Source organism: Chlorobium sp. (assembly GCF_036528655.1).
Lineage (GTDB): Bacteria > Bacteroidota > Chlorobiia > Chlorobiales > Chlorobiaceae > Chlorobium.
This window is the reverse complement of sequence record NZ_JAIGND010000003.1, coordinates 174582-192843: the sequence shown is the minus strand read 5'-3', so window position 1 is coordinate 192843 and position 18262 is coordinate 174582. Positions and strand designations below refer to the sequence as shown.

Here is an 18262-nt window from a genome sequence, read left to right as displayed (position 1 = left end):
GACGGTAAATAGCCCGTAATGATTACGGGCTATTTTTTTTGCCCGTTTTTTCAGATATTACGGCAATGCGGGTCAGTGCCTGCAATATGGTTCAAGGGGGCTTTAGCTCAGTTGGTAGAGCGTCTCGTTCGCAATGAGAAGGTCAGGGGTTCGACTCCCCTAAGCTCCACACTCGCTTCCGTCGTAACTCTTTTTCCCGGTTTTCTCTCCTTTTTCTTATGCGAAACCTGCTTTTTTGTGTAGTGTAATAATTGTGAACTATTGCCTGGGTGCCTTTTCATGCCTATATTACAGGGCATTGTATGTTCATAACTCAACCTGCTTTTTTGCTGCGAAGATGAGTACCGATGCTTTTTTCAACCATATTCGATAAAACGGAGACGAGATGACCTGCATGAAAAAAAAGTTCCTTACGATAGCCTTGCTTGGCGCCGCATTGCTGCCCTCCCGTGCAGGAGCAGCTGAGCCGAAGCCTGTTGCTGCACCTGTATCTGCAACTTCGGTCGAAACGACCAGAGGATTGTTTGTCGTTATTACCGAGGCAGAGCCTATGACCCAGATGATGGCGCTGGTGCTATCGACACAGACAGTTGCGCAGGGTAAACGACTTCAGATTCTGCTCTGCGGGCCCGGAGGCGATCTGGCGATAAAAAACAGCCGACAGATCCTGATGAAGCCTATGAATAAATCTCCTCAGATGATGCTTCAGGATCTCATCGCAAAAGGTGTCAAGGTCGAGGTTTGTCCACTCTATCTTCCGAACAAGGGAAAGGCCGAAACCGATCTCATTAATGGCGTCAGTGTAGCGAAGCCTCCCGTAGTCGCCGAAAATCTTCGCGAAGAAGGTATAAAGCTCTTTACCTTCTGATATATAGCTTCTTTTGCGCAGGATCAGGATTGCTTCGGTCCTGCGCACCTCTGTTACCTCCGCAACTCCTCGATCATCGAATATACTGTGCCGGGCCAGGTCAGGCAAACCTCCGCCTCTGAGGATCATGTCAGCAAGACTTGGTCTTTGGGGTGAAAAAACTAAAAAACAGCTACGGATTGATAATCACAAAGGGAGGTTGTACATTGAATGCATTGTTTACGGGCCCGATTCGTTTCCGGGAGCTACTGAAACGTCCGCTTGAGTTCCAGTTCTTTATTTTGTTTCGTATTATGTTTTTTTTACCACCAATTCAACGGTCCAACGGAGTCAATACCATGCCGCGTACCAGATCGATCCTGCGCTCATTGCTGATGCTTGTTCCTGCCTGCATGCTTTTTATCTCAGGGTGTTCTTCATCGAAAGTATCGCTCGACGCCTCAGGTTCGGTTGAAGGCCGTTACGCCAAAGCCGCCGAGTATTACAATAAAGAAGATTACAACGATGCCGCCCTTGAGCTTGAACCGGTTATATTCACTTCAAGAGCGACGTCTCTGGAAGATGACGTGCTTTATCTTCTTGCACAGTCGTATTTCAAGTCGGAACAGTACCTGCTTGCAATAGACATGTATACGAGACTGATGCAACAGGTTCCGAATTCTCCGTTCGCGCGTCAGGCCCAGTTCCAGCTTGCCATGTCGCATGAACGGCTTTCCAGGCATTTCGAACTCGATCACGAACACACGGTCAAGGCAATTCGGGAGTTTGCAGTTTATCTCGAGAGCTATCCCGGCAGAGATTCGTCCCAGATTGCTTCCGATGTTGAGATGTACCGCGAGCTTCTGAAAGTCAATCCGGATAACCAGTCATACCAGGAGCGCTACTCCATTGCGCAGGAGGAACTCAAAAGCGGGCAGTCTCAGGGATATGCAGAAAATGCGATCAAAACTCTTCGCGACAAGCTGGCCAAAAACGCCTACTTCATCGCCCGGCAGTATATCCAGCTCAAAAAGTACAAGGCTGCAGGCATCTATTTCGATGAGGTTATAAGACGTTACCCTGATACCAGCTACCCTGAACAGGCATGGAAAGGGAAAATCGATGTGCTCGTCAAGCGAAAAAAATGGTTTGAGGCAAACCAGGCGCTCGACAGGTATCTGCAGCTCTACCCTGACAGCCAGTCGGAAATGCAGGATACCCGCGACCGGATAATGAAGAATTTCAGCAACGCCTGATTTTTTCGATTCCCTTGCATGTGGTACTCTACGGCGGGTCGTTCGACCCGCCCCATAATGCGCATCTCGCCCTCTGTCTTTTCGCCGCAGAGTTGCTGCATCCGGACAGGTTCCTGATTTCAGTATCGAACAACCCGTTCAAACGCCGATACGCAGCTGCCGACGTCCATCGAAAAAAAATGGCACGACTGCTTGCCGGTGAGCTTGCCGGCGTCGGCATCGTCGCGGAGGTAAGCGGGTGGGAACTCGAAAAAAAACAGCCATCCTATACGGTCGATCTTGTGCGCTACGTCAGATCGATCTATCCGCATGAGCGCTTGACGCTGCTCATAGGAGAAGACAGTTACCGTGAGATAACCACATGGAAATCGTGGGAAAGCCTTCCCTCGCTCTGCAATCTCGCAGTTTTCGGCCGTTCAGGCGGCGCTGAGGCTTCGCATGCGCAGTCGGATGCTTTTACCGAGGGTGCGGTTCGTTTCATCGATTTCGACTATCCGGTTTCCTCGACGCAGATCCGCGAGGCCATAGCAGCCGGTCGTAAGGTCACCGGCCTCGTTCCTTCGTCCATCAGGCATTACATCGCCGAACACGGGCTTTACGGAAGCGTCTGAGGGCATGGCGCCAGAAGCCGTCACATCGATTCCGGCGCCGAAATCCCCAGTATCCCGAAACCGTTCCTCAATACCTGACGGGTCGCTACCGACAGGAATAGCCTTGCTGTGCGGATTTCCGGCTCCGCCTTGAGGATAGGACACTCCTGGTAGAACTTGTGGTAGAGCTCCGCAACCGTGTGCAGGTACTCCACCATTTTCTGAGGTTCGAGCATCCGGACTGACGATCTGATGACTTCCGGGTAATCGAGCAGGGCGAACCCGAGCTGGATTTCAGGTTCAAGCGAAAGAGCCTGCATCAGGTGGTATCCGGTTCCGTCCGGCCTGAACCCGATTTCCTCTGCAGCCAGTCGCAAAAGGCTGCAGATGCGGGCATGTGCGTACTGCAGATAGAATACAGGATTGTCTTTCGACTGTTTTTTGGCCAGTTCGATATCGAAGTTCAGGTGCGAATCCTTACTGCGCATGATAAAGAAAAGCCGGGTAGCATCCGGTCCCACATCGTCAATAAGTTCATCGAGCAGGTCTGCGTTTCCTTTTCTCGTGGACATCTTGACCGTTTCGCCATTGACCGTCATGGTCACGAACTGGTTGATGGCGACCCTGATACGGCCGGTATCGTGGCCGAGAATGCGCAGCGCCTCGATCACGTCCGGATACTCGTCGATATGATCCGCGCCGAAAACGTTCACGATGAGGTCGAATCCGCGGCGATACTTGTCGAGGTGGTAGGCGATATCCGGCAGCCGGTAACTGGGTTCGCCGGTAGACTTCACGAGGACCTTGTCCTTATCCTGGCCGAGGTTTGTGGTCAGAAACCAGGTTGCCCCGTCGTATCTTCCGATGAACCCTTTTTCGTCGAGCAGATCGAGCACCCGCTGGTTGGCAGACGTTTCATGCTCCGCAGCGGTATAAAGCGTGTGCTCGTTGAAGAAAGAGTCGTGCCGGATATCGATGCGTTCGAGCGTTCTGCGGATCGAATTGAAAATGATCGCCTCCGCGGTATCCTTGAAGACGGTGTTTGTGGTGATATCCGCAAGAGACTCTGCATGTTCCATGAAGAGCACTTCGGCGATATCCCTGATATAGTCACCCTGATAGTGCGTTTCTGGAAATGCAACCTCGCGGCCGCACAGTTCGAGATAACGATAGCGCACCGATTCTCCGAGAATCTGCATCTGGCGGCCCGCATCGTTGAAGTAGTACTCTCGGGTGACCAGGTACCCCTGGGCTGCAAGAAGATTCGCAATGCAGTCGCCAAGCACACCTCCCCTGCCTCTTCCTATGGTGAGCGGCCCCGTGGGATTTGCGCTCACATATTCGACGATTGCTGTCTTTCCCTTGCCCGCGCACGACGATCCGTAACCGCTTCCTTCGAGGATTACATGCTCGACCGACTGCATGATGAAGGTTGGCGCAAGGAAGAAGTTGATGAACCCGGGGCCGGCAATCTCCATCTTCTCGACGGTACCTTCGGGAAATGCAATATGCCCGATCAGTTCCGTCGCCAGATCCCTCGGATTCCGGCGGCACTCTTTGGAAAGCATCAGCGCGATATTGGTCGAGTAGTCGCCGTTTTTTCTGTCGGCAGGCTTTTCGATCTGCACCTGCTTGCCGGTAGTAATTGATGCCGCCAGCAGAGCCTTCTGAATGGCGGGAAGGAGAAATTCTTGCATCGAAATGAATTATAGGATTGCGGTACGAGATTCCTGCAGCCGGGCAAGCATCGCTGCGGGCTCGGCATTCCGGAAATCTTCGATTATATCGATGACATTGTCGAACGCTTCGAAAGCATCGCGGCTGTTTGTTGTGGTGAGGGCTACGCACTGCATGCCGGCTCTGGATGCTGCCTCTATGCCCGGAAGCGCATCTTCGAAAACGATGCAGCGCTGAGGATCAGCGTCAAGCAGTTCAGCGACCCTGAGGAAAATATCCGGAGCGGGTTTGCCTTTCCTGACCTGATGCGCTCCGACGACGGCCTGAAAGAGATGTTCGGTTTTCAGCAGTCCGAGCACATACTCCGTGTTTTTTGCGCCGGAGCCGGTTCCGACGCCAAGCCGGATGCCGGCATTGCCTGCTCGTTTCAGAAAACCGTGCAGACCCGGCAACGGCTTAATAAGGTTCCGGGAGTTGACCCGGTAGAGAAAATCCTTCAGTTCCGTCAGCCGGTCGGCCTCGGCGGCGCTGATATGAGGATCGAGGAAGTAACGGAGCACATCGTGCCCCTTCATGCCGGCGGTTTCAACAAGATAGCGTTGGGGATCCATCCCTTCGAGACCGAAGTCCCTGAACAGCTCGACCCACGACTGCGCGTGAAACGTCATATTGTCGGTCAGCACGCCGTCCATATCGAAAATAAATGCGTATCGGTCTTCTCGTTTTTCCATTCTCTCCTTACCGGGTTCGTTCATCCGTCGTGTTTTCATCCAAGCATCATTGCGGTTCTCACTTCCTGTATGGTATGAGCCGCAAGCGCCCGAGCTTTCTTTTCGCCTTCAAGAAGGATATCCCTTACAAGATCCATTCTCTCTTCGTAATAGCGACGCTTTTCGAGCAGCGGCTCCAGTTCGGCCGAAATCGAAACTGCGCACCGCTTTTTGCAGTCAACGCAACCGAGGGCTCCCGATCGGCACTCTGCCTCGATCGCCGCGACCTCATCCGGAGCGGTGAACCGTTTATGATAGCTGAACACCGTACACACCTCAGGCCGTCCCGGATCGTTTCTGCGAAGCTTCAGTGTATCGGTTACGGCGTTACGCACTTTAGCGAATACCTCATCCGGGGAATCTGAAAGCAGCACCGTGTTACCGAGCGACTTCGACATCTTCGCCTTTCCGTCAAGTCCGACAAGGCGCGAAAACTTGGTGATCTTCGGCTCCGGTTCCGGGAACACCTCCCCTATCGCCGGATGCGGAAAGTGATAATTGAACTTCCGCGCGATCTCGCGGGTGATTTCAACGTGCGGAATCTGATCCTCCCCCACCGGCACCACGTTGCCCTTGTAGAGCAGGATGTCCGCTGCCTGAAGTACCGGATAGCCGAGGTGGCCGTAGGTCATCGACTCCATGTTCAGGTCGCGCACCTGCTCTTTAAGCGTGGGATTGCGTTCGAGCCGAGCGGATGTGATCAGCATCGAAAAAATCAGGAACAGCTCGGAGTGTTCCTTCACCTGGGACTGGCGGAAGACCGGACTTTTATCAGGATCGATACCAGCGGCAAGCCAGTCGAGCAGCATATCCATTGAGTGCCGGTAAGCTTCCGACGTATCGAGCGAAGTGCTGAGGATATGGTAGTCGGCGATGAGGAAGCAGGTTTCGTAAACCTTCGATCCGTCGTCTGAGAGCTGATTCTGCAGGTGAACCCAGTTTTCGAGAGCTCCTGTGTAGTGTCCGAGGTGCAGCTTGCCGGTCGGCCGCATCCCGCTTAAAATGCGAAGAGTGCCCATAATAAAGTTATCCGCCGCCGGTATTGCCTGATGAAAAACTGCCCGTGGCGGCGCGGTGGCAGTGGCTTTCCGTTAGTCATAAAAGATTACGAAGTTATAACAGCCGCGATAAAGAAAAAAGCTTTTGTTTGTTTTTTGTTTTCGTTGCGCTATATTAGGCAACTTGTTTCGGTTTCTTAACAGGAAAAGAACTCGCAAACATCTATATTCAGAGAGTAAGTCCTATACAACATTCGGTTGCCCAACCATGTCAGGTCCGGAAGGAAGCAGCATCCGGTAATTCGAATGTGTGATATAGTAAGCTTGCTCTCTTTTTTTTTGAAAAAAAATAACCGCACGGAAGGCTAACAATGGAACAAGGAATCAGAAAAGAGGAACTGCTCAACGCGCCGGTCAGGCATATCGACATAAAACAGCTCAATATAGTACCGCTTATCGACCAGATGGCCGATACCGCATTCCAGGCACGCAACCTTGCCCGAGCAGCCTCCATCCTCGATCTCATGCAGCAGGACAGGGAGTGCGCCGTCATCCTCACGCTTGCCGGTTCGCTCATCAGCGCAGGCCTCAAACAGGTCATCATCGACATGATCGACAACCACATGGTTGACGCCATCGTATCCACCGGCGCCAATATCGTCGATCAGGACTTTTTCGAAGCGCTCGGCTTCAAACACTATAAAGGCACCCCGTTCATCGACGACGCCATCCTGCGCGACATGCACGTCGATCGCATCTACGACACCTACATCGACGAAGACGACCTGCGTGTCTGCGACGAAACCATGGGCAAGATCGCCGACTCCATGCAGCCCGGCGTATACTCCTCGCGCGAGTTCATCATCGAGATGGCTAAATACATCGAGGCAAACAACCTCGACAAAAACTCCATTGTCTACAAAGCATACGAAAAAGGCGTGCCGATCTTCTGTCCTGCATTCAGCGACTGCTCCGCCGGTTTCGGTCTGGTGTTCCACCAGTGGCACAACCCCGATAACCACGTGGCCATCGACTCCGTGAAGGATTTCCGTGAGCTCACCAAAGTCAAGATCGAGAACGACAGGACCGGTATCTTCATGATCGGCGGAGGCGTGCCGAAGAACTTCACGCAGGACATCGTGGTCGCTGCCGAAGTGCTCGGCTACGAGGAGGTCTCCATGCACACCTACGCGGTGCAGATCACCGTTGCCGACGAACGTGACGGCGCTCTTTCGGGTTCCACCCTCAAGGAGGCCAGCTCATGGGGAAAGGTCGATACCGTCTACGAGCAGATGGTCTTTGCCGAAGCAACCGTGGCCATGCCGCTCATCGCAGGCTACGCCTATCACAAACGCAACTGGGAAGGCCGCGAAGCGAAGAACTTCAATGCCATGCTCGACAAGCAGAGCGTAGGCGCCTAACGTAACACAGTAAAGGGGACGCATGAAATTCTTCATCGATACCGCCAACCTCGACGAAATCCGTTCAGCAGCCGAACTCGGCGTGCTGGACGGCGTCACCACAAATCCTTCGCTTATAGCGAAAATAGTCGGCGACCCGTCGAACTTCACCTACAACGACTTCAAGGCGCACATCCGGCGCATCTGCGAGATCGTCGACGGCCCGGTCAGCGCCGAGGTAACCTGCCTCAAGGCCGAAGAGATGATGGCCGAAGGCGAAGACCTTGCCTCGATCCACGAGAACGTAGTGGTCAAATGCCCGCTCACCATCGACGGGCTCAAAGCCATCCGCCACTTCTCCGCCTGCGGCATCAAAACCAACGCAACGCTCGTCTTCTCGCCGAACCAGGCGCTGCTTGCCGCCAAGGCAGGAGCCGATTACGTCAGCCCCTTCGTAGGCAGGCTCGACGACATCAGCACCGACGGAATGTCTCTCGTCGAGCAGATCGTCACTATCTACGAAAACTACGGATTCATGACCGAAGTTATCGTGGCCAGCGTCCGCCATCCGCAGCACGTGGTGACCGCCGCCATGATGGGCGCCGATATCGCCACCATTCCCTACGGCGTCATCAGACAGCTCGCCAACCACCCGCTCACCGACGCCGGGCTGAAGAAGTTCATGGAAGATGCTGCCGTGATGAAAAAGTAGCTTGTTGCGACACCCGTATTTCCCTTCAAGCCGGAATGCCCCGCATTTCCGGCTTTTTTTGTAGCCGGATCAGCGAGGGGAATCCCGTTGCTCCGGGCGGATTATGCCTGTCAGATGCAGCCCTCTGAGGGTTATCGACCGAAACGAAGGAGTCCGCTGCTCAGCACTCGCTGCAGGTTTTGATGCCAAGCAGCTTGTAAAGTGGGCAGAAGCCAACGCCTGCCGTCAGCAGGGGAATCAGTCCGATCGCACCCAGCCAGTTCTGATTAACTGCTCCGAGCACGATCACAATGATGCCTATGACCGCCCTCAGGGCCCGGTCAACCTGTCCCATATTCTTTTCCATAGTCGCTGTTTTTCGGATTATTTTCATATGCTTGTAACCCGCATCTGTGTCTCTAAAGCATTTGGCGGCTTAGTTTGTTCCCATAAGGAAATTAACCGGAAATGTCCCAGGAATCCACCATCTGCCAGAAAATGGGATTCAGTAATGAACGCGTTGCCGCAATCGGCTTTTCCGTTTGATGTTTTGTATTTATACGGTAATCTGTGCGAAAATGAATTTCTTGTTCCCGCATCTGATCATTGATGCATACATTTGGTTATTGATAGAGATAATCCAGATACGATTACAGTTTTATTGAACAATGAAAGTCGCTGTCAACGCACAAGTCCTTGAATGGGCGTTAGACCGTTCCCGGCGAAGAGAAAGTCTGGAACGGAAATTTCCGAAGCTATCCGGCTGGCGGGACGGGGATGCATTGCCGACTTTCCGGCAATTGCAGGATTTTGCGAAAGCGGCTGCCGTGCCTTTTGGCTATCTCCTTTTGCAGAAGCCTCCTGTCGAGCAACTGCCTGTCGCCAATTTCCGGACAGTTTCGGCTGAATCCGGATCCGGGTTAAGTCCCGAACTGATCGATACCATCCAGGCAATGCAACGCAGGCAGGTCTGGATGAGAGAGTATCTTATCGCTGAAGGGCATGACCGTCTGCCATTTGTGGGTTCCCGCCGGATTGACAATGAGCCTGCCGAAATTGCCCGAAATATCAGGGCTGTTCTTGGTATCGACGAAAGCTGGGCAGCGAATCAGCCAAACTGGGGTGAGGCTTTGAGAGCGTTGATTGGAAAAGTCGAAAATGCCGGTATCCTGGTCATGTCCAACGGGATCGTCGAGAACAACACGCATCGGAAACTCGATCCGCAGGAATTCCGCGGTTTTGTGCTCGTTGACGATTATGCTCCACTTGTGTTCCTCAATGGTGTGGATGGAAAAGCTGCGCGAATGTTCACTCTTGCGCATGAGCTTGCCCACATTTGGATTGGCGTCAGTGCAGCCTTCGATTTGCGGGATTTGCAGCCTGCAGACAATGATAACGAACGGGCCTGCAACCTCATAGCGGCAGAATTTCTTGTCCCTTCTACCGTTCTTGCGGAATTCTGGCCGCAGGTTCGTGGGAGAGATAACGCTTTTCAGTTACTTGCTAAACGCTTCAAGGTCAGTGAAATCGTGGCGGCACGGCGATTGCTTGATATGGGGTTTATTGTTCGTGCAGAATTCTTCAGATTCTACAATGAATGGCAGCAAAATGAACTCAGGATTGCTCATAAAAAAGCTGAAGATGACTCTGGTGGTAATTATTATGCAAATCTAAACCTTCGTATAGGCAACAGGTTCGGCGATTTGCTGACCCGATCGGTCCAAGCTGGAACGACGCTGTATACTGATGCATGGCGGTTGACCGGTCTGAAGAAGAATACCTTCCAGGAGTACGCACAAAAGATATTCGGGAGAAGCGTATGAACTCCGCTCAACCTTTTCTTCTCGATTCGAACGTCCTGATGACCGCCGCTCGCCAGTATTATGCCTTCGATATTGCTCCCGGCTTCTGGTCAGCTTTAGACCGAAAAGCAGGAGATGGCGACCTCAGAAGTATTGACAGAGTGCATGCCGAAATCAACAGGGGTAACGATGAACTGGTTTCATGGGTCAATCACACTTTTGCACATTATTTTTTCAAAACCGGGACTCCCGAGGTTTTAGAGAAGTATATCAAAATCATAACCTGGTCTCAGGAGCAGAACGGCTATACCTCAGCAGTGAAACAGGATTTCGCGCGTTACGAGCATGCCGATCCATGGCTGGTTGCTTATGCATTTGTCAATCGCTGCGTGGTTGTTACGCTTGAGAGCGCCAACCCGGCCACGAAGAAAAAAATACCGATACCGATTATCTGTGAGGCATTTGAAGTACCATGGACAAACACCTTCGAGATGCTGCGCCATGCCAGAATACAGCTTGGATGAGTTCTCACATTCCAGAGTGATGATAGAGTATTCAACAGGTGTCTAAGCCTTCAGAACCTCATGGATCATTGAAGCATCCCGGAAATTGACGCAGAGTGTTTCGAAATGTGCTTTTCATCGTGCCGATCTGGCCCGGCTTACAAACGTAAGCGATACCATGATCTCCTTTCTCGATGCCGAGTCCGACTTCAGGCGCAAGCTTGAAAAAAAGGCCGTTACCCCACCTGCCGGTTGATGTTTTCAACGACGTTATGCATCAGTTTCTGCGCTATGAACGTCTTGAAGGCTTCGTCGTTCATGATGCGATTGAAGATTACAGGCATCTGTCTGGTGATAAGTCTTCCTGTAATAGTCTTTCATTTCTATCCCTCTTTTTTGCCTGCAGCAAGAGATAATCGGGCATGTTTCATTGCAATCCTGAGCCGGTTAGCTGTATATTACTCTTTATTTTATTCATTTAGCCCCGAGAGTCAAGCAGTAACCATGCACTGGATCGCACCTTCCGAAAAAGATACCGCCACCGCCGCACTCGAAAAGCGCTTGTGGGATGCCGCCGACCAGCTTCGGGCGAACTCCGGCCTCAAGGCCCAGGAGTATTCCGCACCCGTTCTCGGGCTTATTTTCCTGCTCTTTGCCGACGTTCGGTTCGCCGCCCGGAGGGCTGAGCTTGAATCGGCAAAGAGCAGTTCCCGTCGAGGGAGTCGTGTGGACGATCCGGCGGCCTATCATGCCGAAGGAGTGCTCTACCTTTCGCCAGAAGCGCGGTTCGGTTATCTGCTCAACCGTCCGGAAGCCGAGAACATCGGCGTGATGGTCAACGAAGCCATGCGCGACATCGAGAAGCACAACCCGCAGCTTGCCGGTGTGCTGCCGAAGACCTACTACCTGTTTGACAGCCCGCTTCTGAAGCAGTTGCTGAAAAAGGTGTCGGAGATTCCCGCTTCGATGGATTACGATGCGTTCGGACGCATCTACGAGTACTTTCTCGGCGAATTCGCAATGAGCGAAGGGCAGGGCGGGGGGGAGAGTTCTATACGCCCGTCAGCATCGTTCGTCTCCTGACCGAAGCGATCGAGCCATATCACGGGCGCATTCTCGACCCCGCATGCGGTTCCGGCGGCATGTTCGTCTCCTCGGCCCGCTTTGTCTCCGAACATAAACAGAACCCTTCGGCCGAACTCTCCATCCACGGCATCGAGAAGACCGACGAGACGGGAAGGCTCTGCCGCCTGAACCTTGCGGTGCACGGGCTTGAAGGCCGTATCATGCATGGCGGCAACGTGAACAGCTACTACGACGATCCGCATGATGCAACGGGGAATTTTGATTTTGTGCTGGCAAATCCGCCGTTCAATGTTAACGCCGTTGACAAGGAACGCCTGAAAGATTCGGTCGGTCCGGGACGACGCTTTCCTTTCGGTCTTCCGCGAACCGACAACGCGAACTATCTCTGGATACAGCTTTTCTACTCGGCACTGAACGAAAAGGGGAGAGCCGGTTTCGTCATGGCGAACTCGGCTTCCGACGCCCGCTCCTCGGAGCAGGAAATCCGTCGCCAGCTTATCGAAAGCCGTGCGGTGGACGTAATGGTCGCAGTAGGGCCAAACATGTTCTACACCGTCACGCTGCCCTGCACGCTTTGGTTTTTCGATAAGGCGAAAGCAAGGCTTTCGCCACCCTCATCCCCGTCCCTTCTCCCAAAGGTAGAAGGGGGAGAAGAATATGCGCTCTCATCCAGAAGCATTTTCACAGAGCGCGAAGGGGGAGGGAATTGTCCGAACCGGGCGGATACGGTGCTGTTTATCGATGCACGGCACATCTACCGGCAGGTTGACAGGGCGCATCGCGACTGGACGCCCGGGCAGATTGGCTTTATGGCCAACCTTGTCCGTCTCTGGCGCGGCGAAGTGCTCGACTACACGCTGGGTGGCGACGAAGCTCGCGAGAAGATCGAAGAGGTTTTCGCTGCCAAAAGTTCTGACCCGGCAGGCTTGAACGGGCAGGAGGGGCATTCTGCCCACGCACTGGCCGCCGAATCCCCCGCTCCATACGGATCAAGTGATGAAATTGAAAAACTCCCTTCTACCTTTGGGAGAAGGGCCGGGGATGAGGGTGCTGTAAAGCATGAGGGTGCCGGGAATATCGCCTACCGCGATATTCCCGGCTTATGCAAGGCCGCCACATTAAAGGAAATAGAGGCGCAGGGCTGGTCGCTCAATCCCGGCCGCTACGTTGGGGTAACTGCAGGCGAAGCCGTCAGCGACGAGGATTTCAAGGCGCAACTCGAAACGCTGAATGAGGAGCTGGAACTCCTGAATGCGCAGGCGCGTGAACTGGAGGCAACGATTGCCGGAAACGTGGCGCAAATTTTGGAGACCTGACCATGAGCGAATTGCGTGAGGCAACTGTCAAGGAATCCTTGACAGTTGCGGATTTCAGGCTTATATGGCAACTATTCAGAAATACTTAATAGTTCGGAAAAAAGTGTATTTGTAGCGCATTCAGTTGTGAAGGATTTCTTTACAACTGCCGATGGAGAGACCTGCTGCACGAAGATGTAATAACGATTGCCGCAAACGTCACTCAAATTCTTGAATCATGAAAACTGAACTGATACAAACACTCACGACAACATTTGAGGCGCACGCCCGGAAGGTCGAAGGAGCAGTGGAATATTGGCTGGCCCGTGATCTTCAGCATTTGCTTGGCTATACCAAGTGGGATAACTTTGTCAGTGTTGTCTCAAAAGCAAAAACTGCTTGCGAACTCTCTGGCCACAAGGTCTCGGATCATTTTGCCGACGTCGGCAAAACGATCCAGATGCCAAAGGGTGCGACCAAGGAGGTATCGGATATCATGCTCACTCGCTATGCCTGCTATCTCATTGCTCAGAATGGCGATCCGAAGAAGCCTGAAATCGCTTTTGCCCAGACCTATTTTGCCATCCAGACACGTCGCGCTGAAATCATCGAGCAGCGATTACTGGAAGCCGAAAGAGTATCCGCCCGAAAAAAGCTCAGCGCAACGGAAAAGGAGTTGTCGGGCGTGATCTTCGAGCAGACCGGAAGTACCGAGAATTTCGCTTTGATCCGCAGCAAGGGGGACCAGGCTCTTTTTGGTAAAAGCACACAGGCCATGAAAGCTTCGTGGAATGTGCCGGATAAACGCCCTCTGGCCGATTTTGCGCCCACCATCATCCTGAAAGCCAAAGATTTTGCCACGGAGATTACCATTTTCAATGCACGCGAACACGGGATGAAAAGTGAAGGGCAAATTTCCACGGAACACATCACCAACAACAAGGCAGTGCGGAAAACCCTGCTCGAACGGGGCATCCGTCCGGAATCGTTGCCGCCAGCCGAAGATGTAAAGAAGGTTGAGCGCCGTCTGGCCTCCGAGGAAAAGAAGTCGTTGAAGAATCCTGACGGCTTGAAAGACTCAGCAGAGGAGTGATGGGAATGACTGTTGAAAATTTGCAATGCGCTGAGGCGCCAACTAAAACAATGTGTTGCTTGCAAGGTGACGAAGATTCTGAATGCGGGATGATGAACGAATTGTGTGAAGCAACTCACAAGGAATTCTTGTCAGATGGCGGAGATTCTGGATGCGATATGATGGTAAACGAGTGGCAAACAAGGAAGCTTGGTGAGTTGGTTGTATTCAAAACAGGCAAGCTGGATTCAAATGCCGCCGTTCCTGATGGTGACTATCCATTTTTCACTTGCTCACAGGAAACTCTGCGTACGAATACCTATAGTTTCGATACCGAGTGTGTGTTGCTTGCTGGGAATAACGCGAATGGCATTTACCCGCTGAAATACTTTAACGGAAAGTTTGATGCATATCAGCGGACGTATATCGTCAAGCCGAAGAACACGGAAGAGCTGACTACAAAGTTTCTTTATTACTCACTCCGGCCAAAGCTCTCAGAATTGCGTAGTTTTTCAACTGGGGCTGCAACAAAGTTTTTGACACTGACGATTCTCAACGAAACTGAAATTCAAGTTCCTCCGCTTCCGTTGCAACGGCGGATTGCGGGTATCCTGTCGGCCTACGACGAACTGATCGAGAACAGTCAGCGACGAATCAGGATTCTGGAGGAGATGGCCCGTTCGCTCTACCGCGAATGGTTCGTTCACTTCCGCTTTCCCGGCCACGAAAACCATCCGCTCGTCCCCTCTTCCCTTGGCGACATTCCGCAGGGGTGGGAGGTAAAGACTGTCGCGGATTCGTTTGAGATATTCGGCGGTGGCACTCCATCACGGAAACAGCAGGAATATTGGGACGGTGGAGCAATCCAATGGTTTTCGCCCAGTGATCTGACTGGTGCAGGTTCGATGTTCATGGACGATTCTCGCGATCACATTACCAAGCTTGGTTTGGCCCAAAGCTCTGCGCGTTTGTTCCCGGCGGGTAGCGTAATGCTCACGAGTCGAGCCACAATTGGCGCTATCGCCATTAACACACACGAAGCTTGTACGAACCAAGGTTTTATCATTTGCTTGCCGAACGATCGTGTCTTTCGGTTTTTCCTTTTCCATTGGCTGAAGGAGAATGTGACAAAGTTTCAGCGAATGGCATCTGGTGCGACCTTCAAAGAAATTAGTCGAGGTGTTTTCAAAACAATCGAGTTTCTTCATCCATCAGCCAAACTGGTTCGCCGTTTTGAAGACGTTGCAACACCGATGATCGAACAGGCTCTCGCATTCCAACGCCAAATTCAAAATCTCCGCCGAACGCGTGACCTGTTACTCTCGCGTCTGCTGTCAGGTCAAATTGTTATGAATAATGACTGAACAAACCGATAACTCTAAGCTGGTCAAATGTTTGATAAATTCCCTTGAGCCTCGGGATTATATCACTTACATACTTGAGGTTGACTTTGATATTGATTCTCAGCTTATAGCTATCAGAGGACTCTTGGACCGTAACCGTAATGCGGATAAATCCACTATTGATGAGATCGAACTGCTGGAGAAGCACTCAAGACATTTAAAAGGAGTTGCAGCGGATCGGGCCAGTGATGAAAGGGATGATAAAATATTTTATTCGACGTATCAAGATGCTGCTCATAGTATGTCTGCCGTTGGAATGCTCGCACCTCTGATTGAGACAATTTTCTATCAATGCTTTCAATCTATTGGAATAAAGTTTTATCCGGCGACACAACCGTGTAAAACCCATGAACGCTGGAATGAAGCTCATGGCAATCAGTGGGACTGCCATTTTATTGTTGAGAAAGGTCGGATACGCAAAGACATTGTTAAAGGAATTTTCCAGTTGTCGGATGCCATTGGACTATTGGAGCGATTTTCTTCAGACTTGAAAACTGTGCTTTCCGCCTTGTTCGCATACCGCAACAGCATGTTCCATCATGGGTTTGAATGGCCGGTCGAGGAACGTGAACGCTTTGCAAAGAGAATTCAAAACGAAGGATGGCCAAAAGATTGGTTTTCAGTCGCTACACATAATGACAATCCCTGGATTTTCTTTATGTCTGACAATTTCATACAGCACTGCGACAAAACGATTGAGCTTGTTTTAGATGCTATCGGGTGCTTTGTTCGTGACGAATTGCTAACCAAGGGGACTACTCCATGAATTGACCTTGATATATCATGTACTTTCATCCTAAAAGTGTTTAATCCTAACAACCATCCGTATTGGAGGACTATATGAAATTAGTCAAACTACAAGTGACCAACTTTCGATCTGTGGAGGATAGCGAGGTATTTGATATTGGCGAGATAACCTGTCTTGTCGGGAAAAACGAGGCTGGAAAAACTGCTATTCTCAAAGCTATTCATGGAGTCAGTCCGACAGATGATTTTGCATATGATCGGACACGTGACTATCCTCGTCGATACTTAAGCAAGTTCGATGAAAGACACCGCAACGGTGAGTCGCCTGTGGCTAGAACAGTTTGGTCACTTGAAGATGAAGATATTGCAGCTTTAGAAGAGTTGCTCTGTTCAGGAGTTCTTAAAAGCAGAGAGGTTGTAATTACCAGTTTTATTGGGCGTAATGAAAATATTTGGGAGATCTCCATTGAAGAGAAAAAATATATTGCAGCTTTAGAGGTAAAATATGGATTGAACGCAAAGGACAAGGGTATACTCTGTAATGCAGAAAAGACAAAAGATGCGTTAGATATTTTGACGGAAGAGGTTGAAAGATCAGCTCCACAAGAAGCGCTTTTGCAGGCGTTGAATGAATTTCCGGATGGGTCTGCTGTGCGAGCTGCAATAGACCTGCTTGAAGATCGTAAGCCGAAATTCTTCTATACTTCTCATTTTGAGCGAATGTCAGGAGAGGTATCTTTGAACAAGTTAGCTACTGATAAGCAGCAAAATACGGTGAGTATCGGTGATCGTATCTTTTTAGATTTCCTCGAATATGCTGGAACTACGATCGAAGAACTGCGAGATGCCACCAAATTTGAGGATTTAGTGGCTCAATGTGAAGGAGCATCTAATGATATTACGGATGAAATCTTTGAGTTCTGGAGCCAGAATGAAGCCCTTGCCGTTAAGATAGAGCTGAACGAAGGCCGAGTGCAAGATTCTCCGCCATTCAATAGTGGAATGGTTGCAAAGGTCAGAATTGAGAATAAAAATCACCGAGTATCTGTGCCGTTATCAGAGCGTAGCGCTGGGTTTGTTTGGTTCTTTTCTTTTTTATCACAGTTCAAACAACTAAAGAAGAATACGGGAAACGTCATCATCTTGCTTGACGAGCCAGGACTAACGCTGCATGGCAAGGCTCAGTCGGATCTTCTCCGTTATATCGAAAGCCGGATTCTTCCTGAACATCAAGTCATTTACACGACACACTCACCTTTTATGGTGCCAGCACAACGACTCGCAGATGTACGTGTTGTTGAGGATGTTGTTGAATACACTGACCCCCGCCGTCCTATTGTGAAAGGAACCAAGGTTTCTGCTGATGTTTTGTCTGTAGATAAGGACACTTTGTTTCCGTTGCAGGCACATCTTGGCTATGAGATAACGCAATCTCTTTTTATAGGGCAGAATTGTCTGTTGGTCGAAGGTCCTTCAGATATAGTCTATTTCCAAGTTGTATCGAGAGCGTTGGAAGCAAGAGGACGAACGGGCTTGGATAATCGATGGACTATCTGTCCCACTGGTGGGTTAGATAAGGTTATGTCATTTGCTTCTTTATTTTCAGGAAACAGCCTAAATATTGCAGTGTTTTGCGATTATGGTTCAGGTGACAAAGCAAAAGTTGAACGGCTTCGGCAAAGTCAGATATTGAAAACAGAACGAGTTCTTACAGCTGCGGATTTTACAGGGAAAACTGAAAGTGACGTCGAGGATTTATTCGATGCAACGTTTTATTGCGCACTGGTAAACAAAGCGTTAGGGTTGAGTAAGATCCAAGCCATCACCGTAAAGAAGGCTGAGAGTGCTGGTAATGGGACACCCCGAGTAGTCAAACAGGTGGAGGCAGTGTGCAGGACATTGCCAGGAGAGATCCCGAACTTTGGACATTATGTTCCTGCTGAATATTTGCTTCGTCATCCAGAACTTCTTGATGGTGAGGCTCCAGAGGTTATACAATCGTATGATAAGTTTGAGGCTGTTTTCAAGGCGTTGAATGGTTTTCTGAGATGAACGAATTAACAACTGCCATCACATGAGCAACCACCCCTTCACAGAAGAGCAACTTGTCGAGCAGCCCTCTATT

At 50.9% G+C, this 18262-nt stretch carries 17 protein-coding genes, 1 tRNA gene and 1 other RNA gene; 15 read left to right on the top strand and 4 right to left on the bottom strand.

Annotated features, from left to right (window positions below):
• Positions 1-96 precede the first annotated feature (96 nt).
• The 4 genes from K4305_RS01005 (at position 97) to nadD (ending at position 2714) form a co-directional block, all read left to right on the top strand.
• A tRNA-Ala gene (locus K4305_RS01005) sits at positions 97-169 on the top strand.
• Positions 170-394: 225 nt separating this feature from the next.
• On the top strand, positions 395-868 hold the full coding sequence (locus K4305_RS01000) for a hypothetical protein (RefSeq protein WP_442880400.1): 474 nt from the start codon (positions 395-397) through the stop codon (positions 866-868).
• A 338-nt stretch (positions 869-1206) separates the two neighbouring features.
• The gene (locus K4305_RS00995) at positions 1207-2103 is read left to right on the top strand and encodes an outer membrane protein assembly factor BamD (RefSeq protein WP_331560455.1); all 897 of its coding nucleotides are present in this window, start codon (positions 1207-1209) and stop codon (positions 2101-2103) included.
• A gap of 14 nt (positions 2104-2117) precedes the next feature.
• Positions 2118-2714: a nicotinate (nicotinamide) nucleotide adenylyltransferase gene (gene nadD, locus K4305_RS00990; protein WP_331560454.1), complete on the top strand. Its 597-nt coding sequence runs from the start codon at positions 2118-2120 to the stop codon at positions 2712-2714.
• A 20-nt stretch (positions 2715-2734) separates the two neighbouring features.
• Here the strand turns inward: nadD and argS are convergent, their stop codons facing one another.
• The 3 genes from argS to trpS are packed head-to-tail and all read right to left on the bottom strand — an operon-like array spanning position 2735 to position 6159.
• A complete protein-coding gene (gene argS, locus K4305_RS00985) occupies positions 2735-4390 on the bottom strand; it encodes an arginine--tRNA ligase (protein WP_331560453.1) in 1656 nt (551 codons plus the stop codon).
• Positions 4391-4399: 9 nt separating this feature from the next.
• Positions 4400-5140, bottom strand: coding sequence for a beta-phosphoglucomutase family hydrolase (locus K4305_RS00980; RefSeq protein ID WP_331560452.1), 741 nt, complete (start codon positions 5138-5140; stop codon positions 4400-4402).
• Positions 5137-6159, bottom strand: a complete 1023-nt coding sequence (gene trpS / locus K4305_RS00975) for a tryptophan--tRNA ligase (protein ID WP_331560451.1) — start codon at positions 6157-6159, stop codon at positions 5137-5139. The genes K4305_RS00980 and trpS overlap by 4 nt, the downstream gene beginning before the upstream one ends.
• A 213-nt stretch (positions 6160-6372) precedes the next feature.
• Between trpS and ffs the strand changes: the two genes are divergently transcribed.
• The 3 genes from ffs (at position 6373) to fsa (ending at position 8250) form a co-directional block, all read left to right on the top strand.
• Positions 6373-6471, top strand: an RNA gene (gene ffs, locus K4305_RS00970) — signal recognition particle sRNA small type.
• A 38-nt stretch (positions 6472-6509) separates the two neighbouring features.
• Positions 6510-7559, top strand: a complete 1050-nt coding sequence (locus K4305_RS00965; RefSeq protein WP_331560450.1) for a 1,9-bis(guanidino)-5-aza-nonane synthase — start codon at positions 6510-6512, stop codon at positions 7557-7559.
• Between the two features lie 22 nt (positions 7560-7581).
• Entirely contained in the window at positions 7582-8250 is a 669-nt protein-coding gene (gene fsa, locus K4305_RS00960) for a fructose-6-phosphate aldolase (protein WP_331560449.1), read from the top strand.
• Positions 8251-8410: 160 nt separating this feature from the next.
• On the opposite strand, the gene K4305_RS00955 is transcribed toward fsa, so the two are convergent.
• Entirely contained in the window at positions 8411-8596 is a 186-nt protein-coding gene (locus K4305_RS00955; protein ID WP_331560448.1) for a YgaP family membrane protein, read from the bottom strand.
• Between the two features lie 301 nt (positions 8597-8897).
• Here K4305_RS00955 and K4305_RS00950 point away from each other — a divergent pair, with 301 nt between their 5' ends.
• From K4305_RS00950 to K4305_RS00915, 8 genes are all read left to right on the top strand, one after another.
• Positions 8898-10052 (top strand): ImmA/IrrE family metallo-endopeptidase, encoded by a 1155-nt coding sequence (locus K4305_RS00950; RefSeq protein WP_331560447.1) that lies wholly within the window; start codon positions 8898-8900, stop codon positions 10050-10052.
• A complete protein-coding gene (locus tag K4305_RS00945) occupies positions 10049-10555 on the top strand; it encodes a DUF4411 family protein (RefSeq protein ID WP_331560446.1) in 507 nt (168 codons plus the stop codon). The genes K4305_RS00950 and K4305_RS00945 overlap by 4 nt, the downstream gene beginning before the upstream one ends.
• Positions 10556-11038: 483 nt before the next feature.
• Positions 11039-11617, top strand: coding sequence for a type I restriction-modification system subunit M N-terminal domain-containing protein (locus tag K4305_RS00940; RefSeq protein WP_331560445.1), 579 nt, complete (start codon positions 11039-11041; stop codon positions 11615-11617).
• Complete coding sequence (locus K4305_RS00935) at positions 11548-12936, top strand: HsdM family class I SAM-dependent methyltransferase (protein WP_331560579.1); 1389 nt, start codon at positions 11548-11550, stop codon at positions 12934-12936. The genes K4305_RS00940 and K4305_RS00935 overlap by 70 nt, the downstream gene beginning before the upstream one ends.
• 217 nt (positions 12937-13153) lie before the next feature.
• On the top strand, positions 13154-14008 hold the full coding sequence (dinD, locus tag K4305_RS00930) for a DNA damage-inducible protein D (protein ID WP_331560444.1): 855 nt from the start codon (positions 13154-13156) through the stop codon (positions 14006-14008).
• A 5-nt stretch (positions 14009-14013) separates the two neighbouring features.
• On the top strand, positions 14014-15351 hold the full coding sequence (locus tag K4305_RS00925; RefSeq protein WP_331560443.1) for a restriction endonuclease subunit S: 1338 nt from the start codon (positions 14014-14016) through the stop codon (positions 15349-15351).
• Positions 15344-16156: a hypothetical protein gene (locus K4305_RS00920; protein WP_331560442.1), complete on the top strand. Its 813-nt coding sequence runs from the start codon at positions 15344-15346 to the stop codon at positions 16154-16156. The genes K4305_RS00925 and K4305_RS00920 overlap by 8 nt, the downstream gene beginning before the upstream one ends.
• Positions 16157-16230: 74 nt before the next feature.
• Positions 16231-18189 carry an ATP-dependent nuclease gene (locus K4305_RS00915; RefSeq protein ID WP_331560441.1) on the top strand — a complete coding sequence of 653 codons (1959 nt, stop codon included), beginning with the start codon at positions 16231-16233 and terminating at the stop codon, positions 18187-18189.
• Positions 18190-18262: the final 73 nt, after the last annotated feature.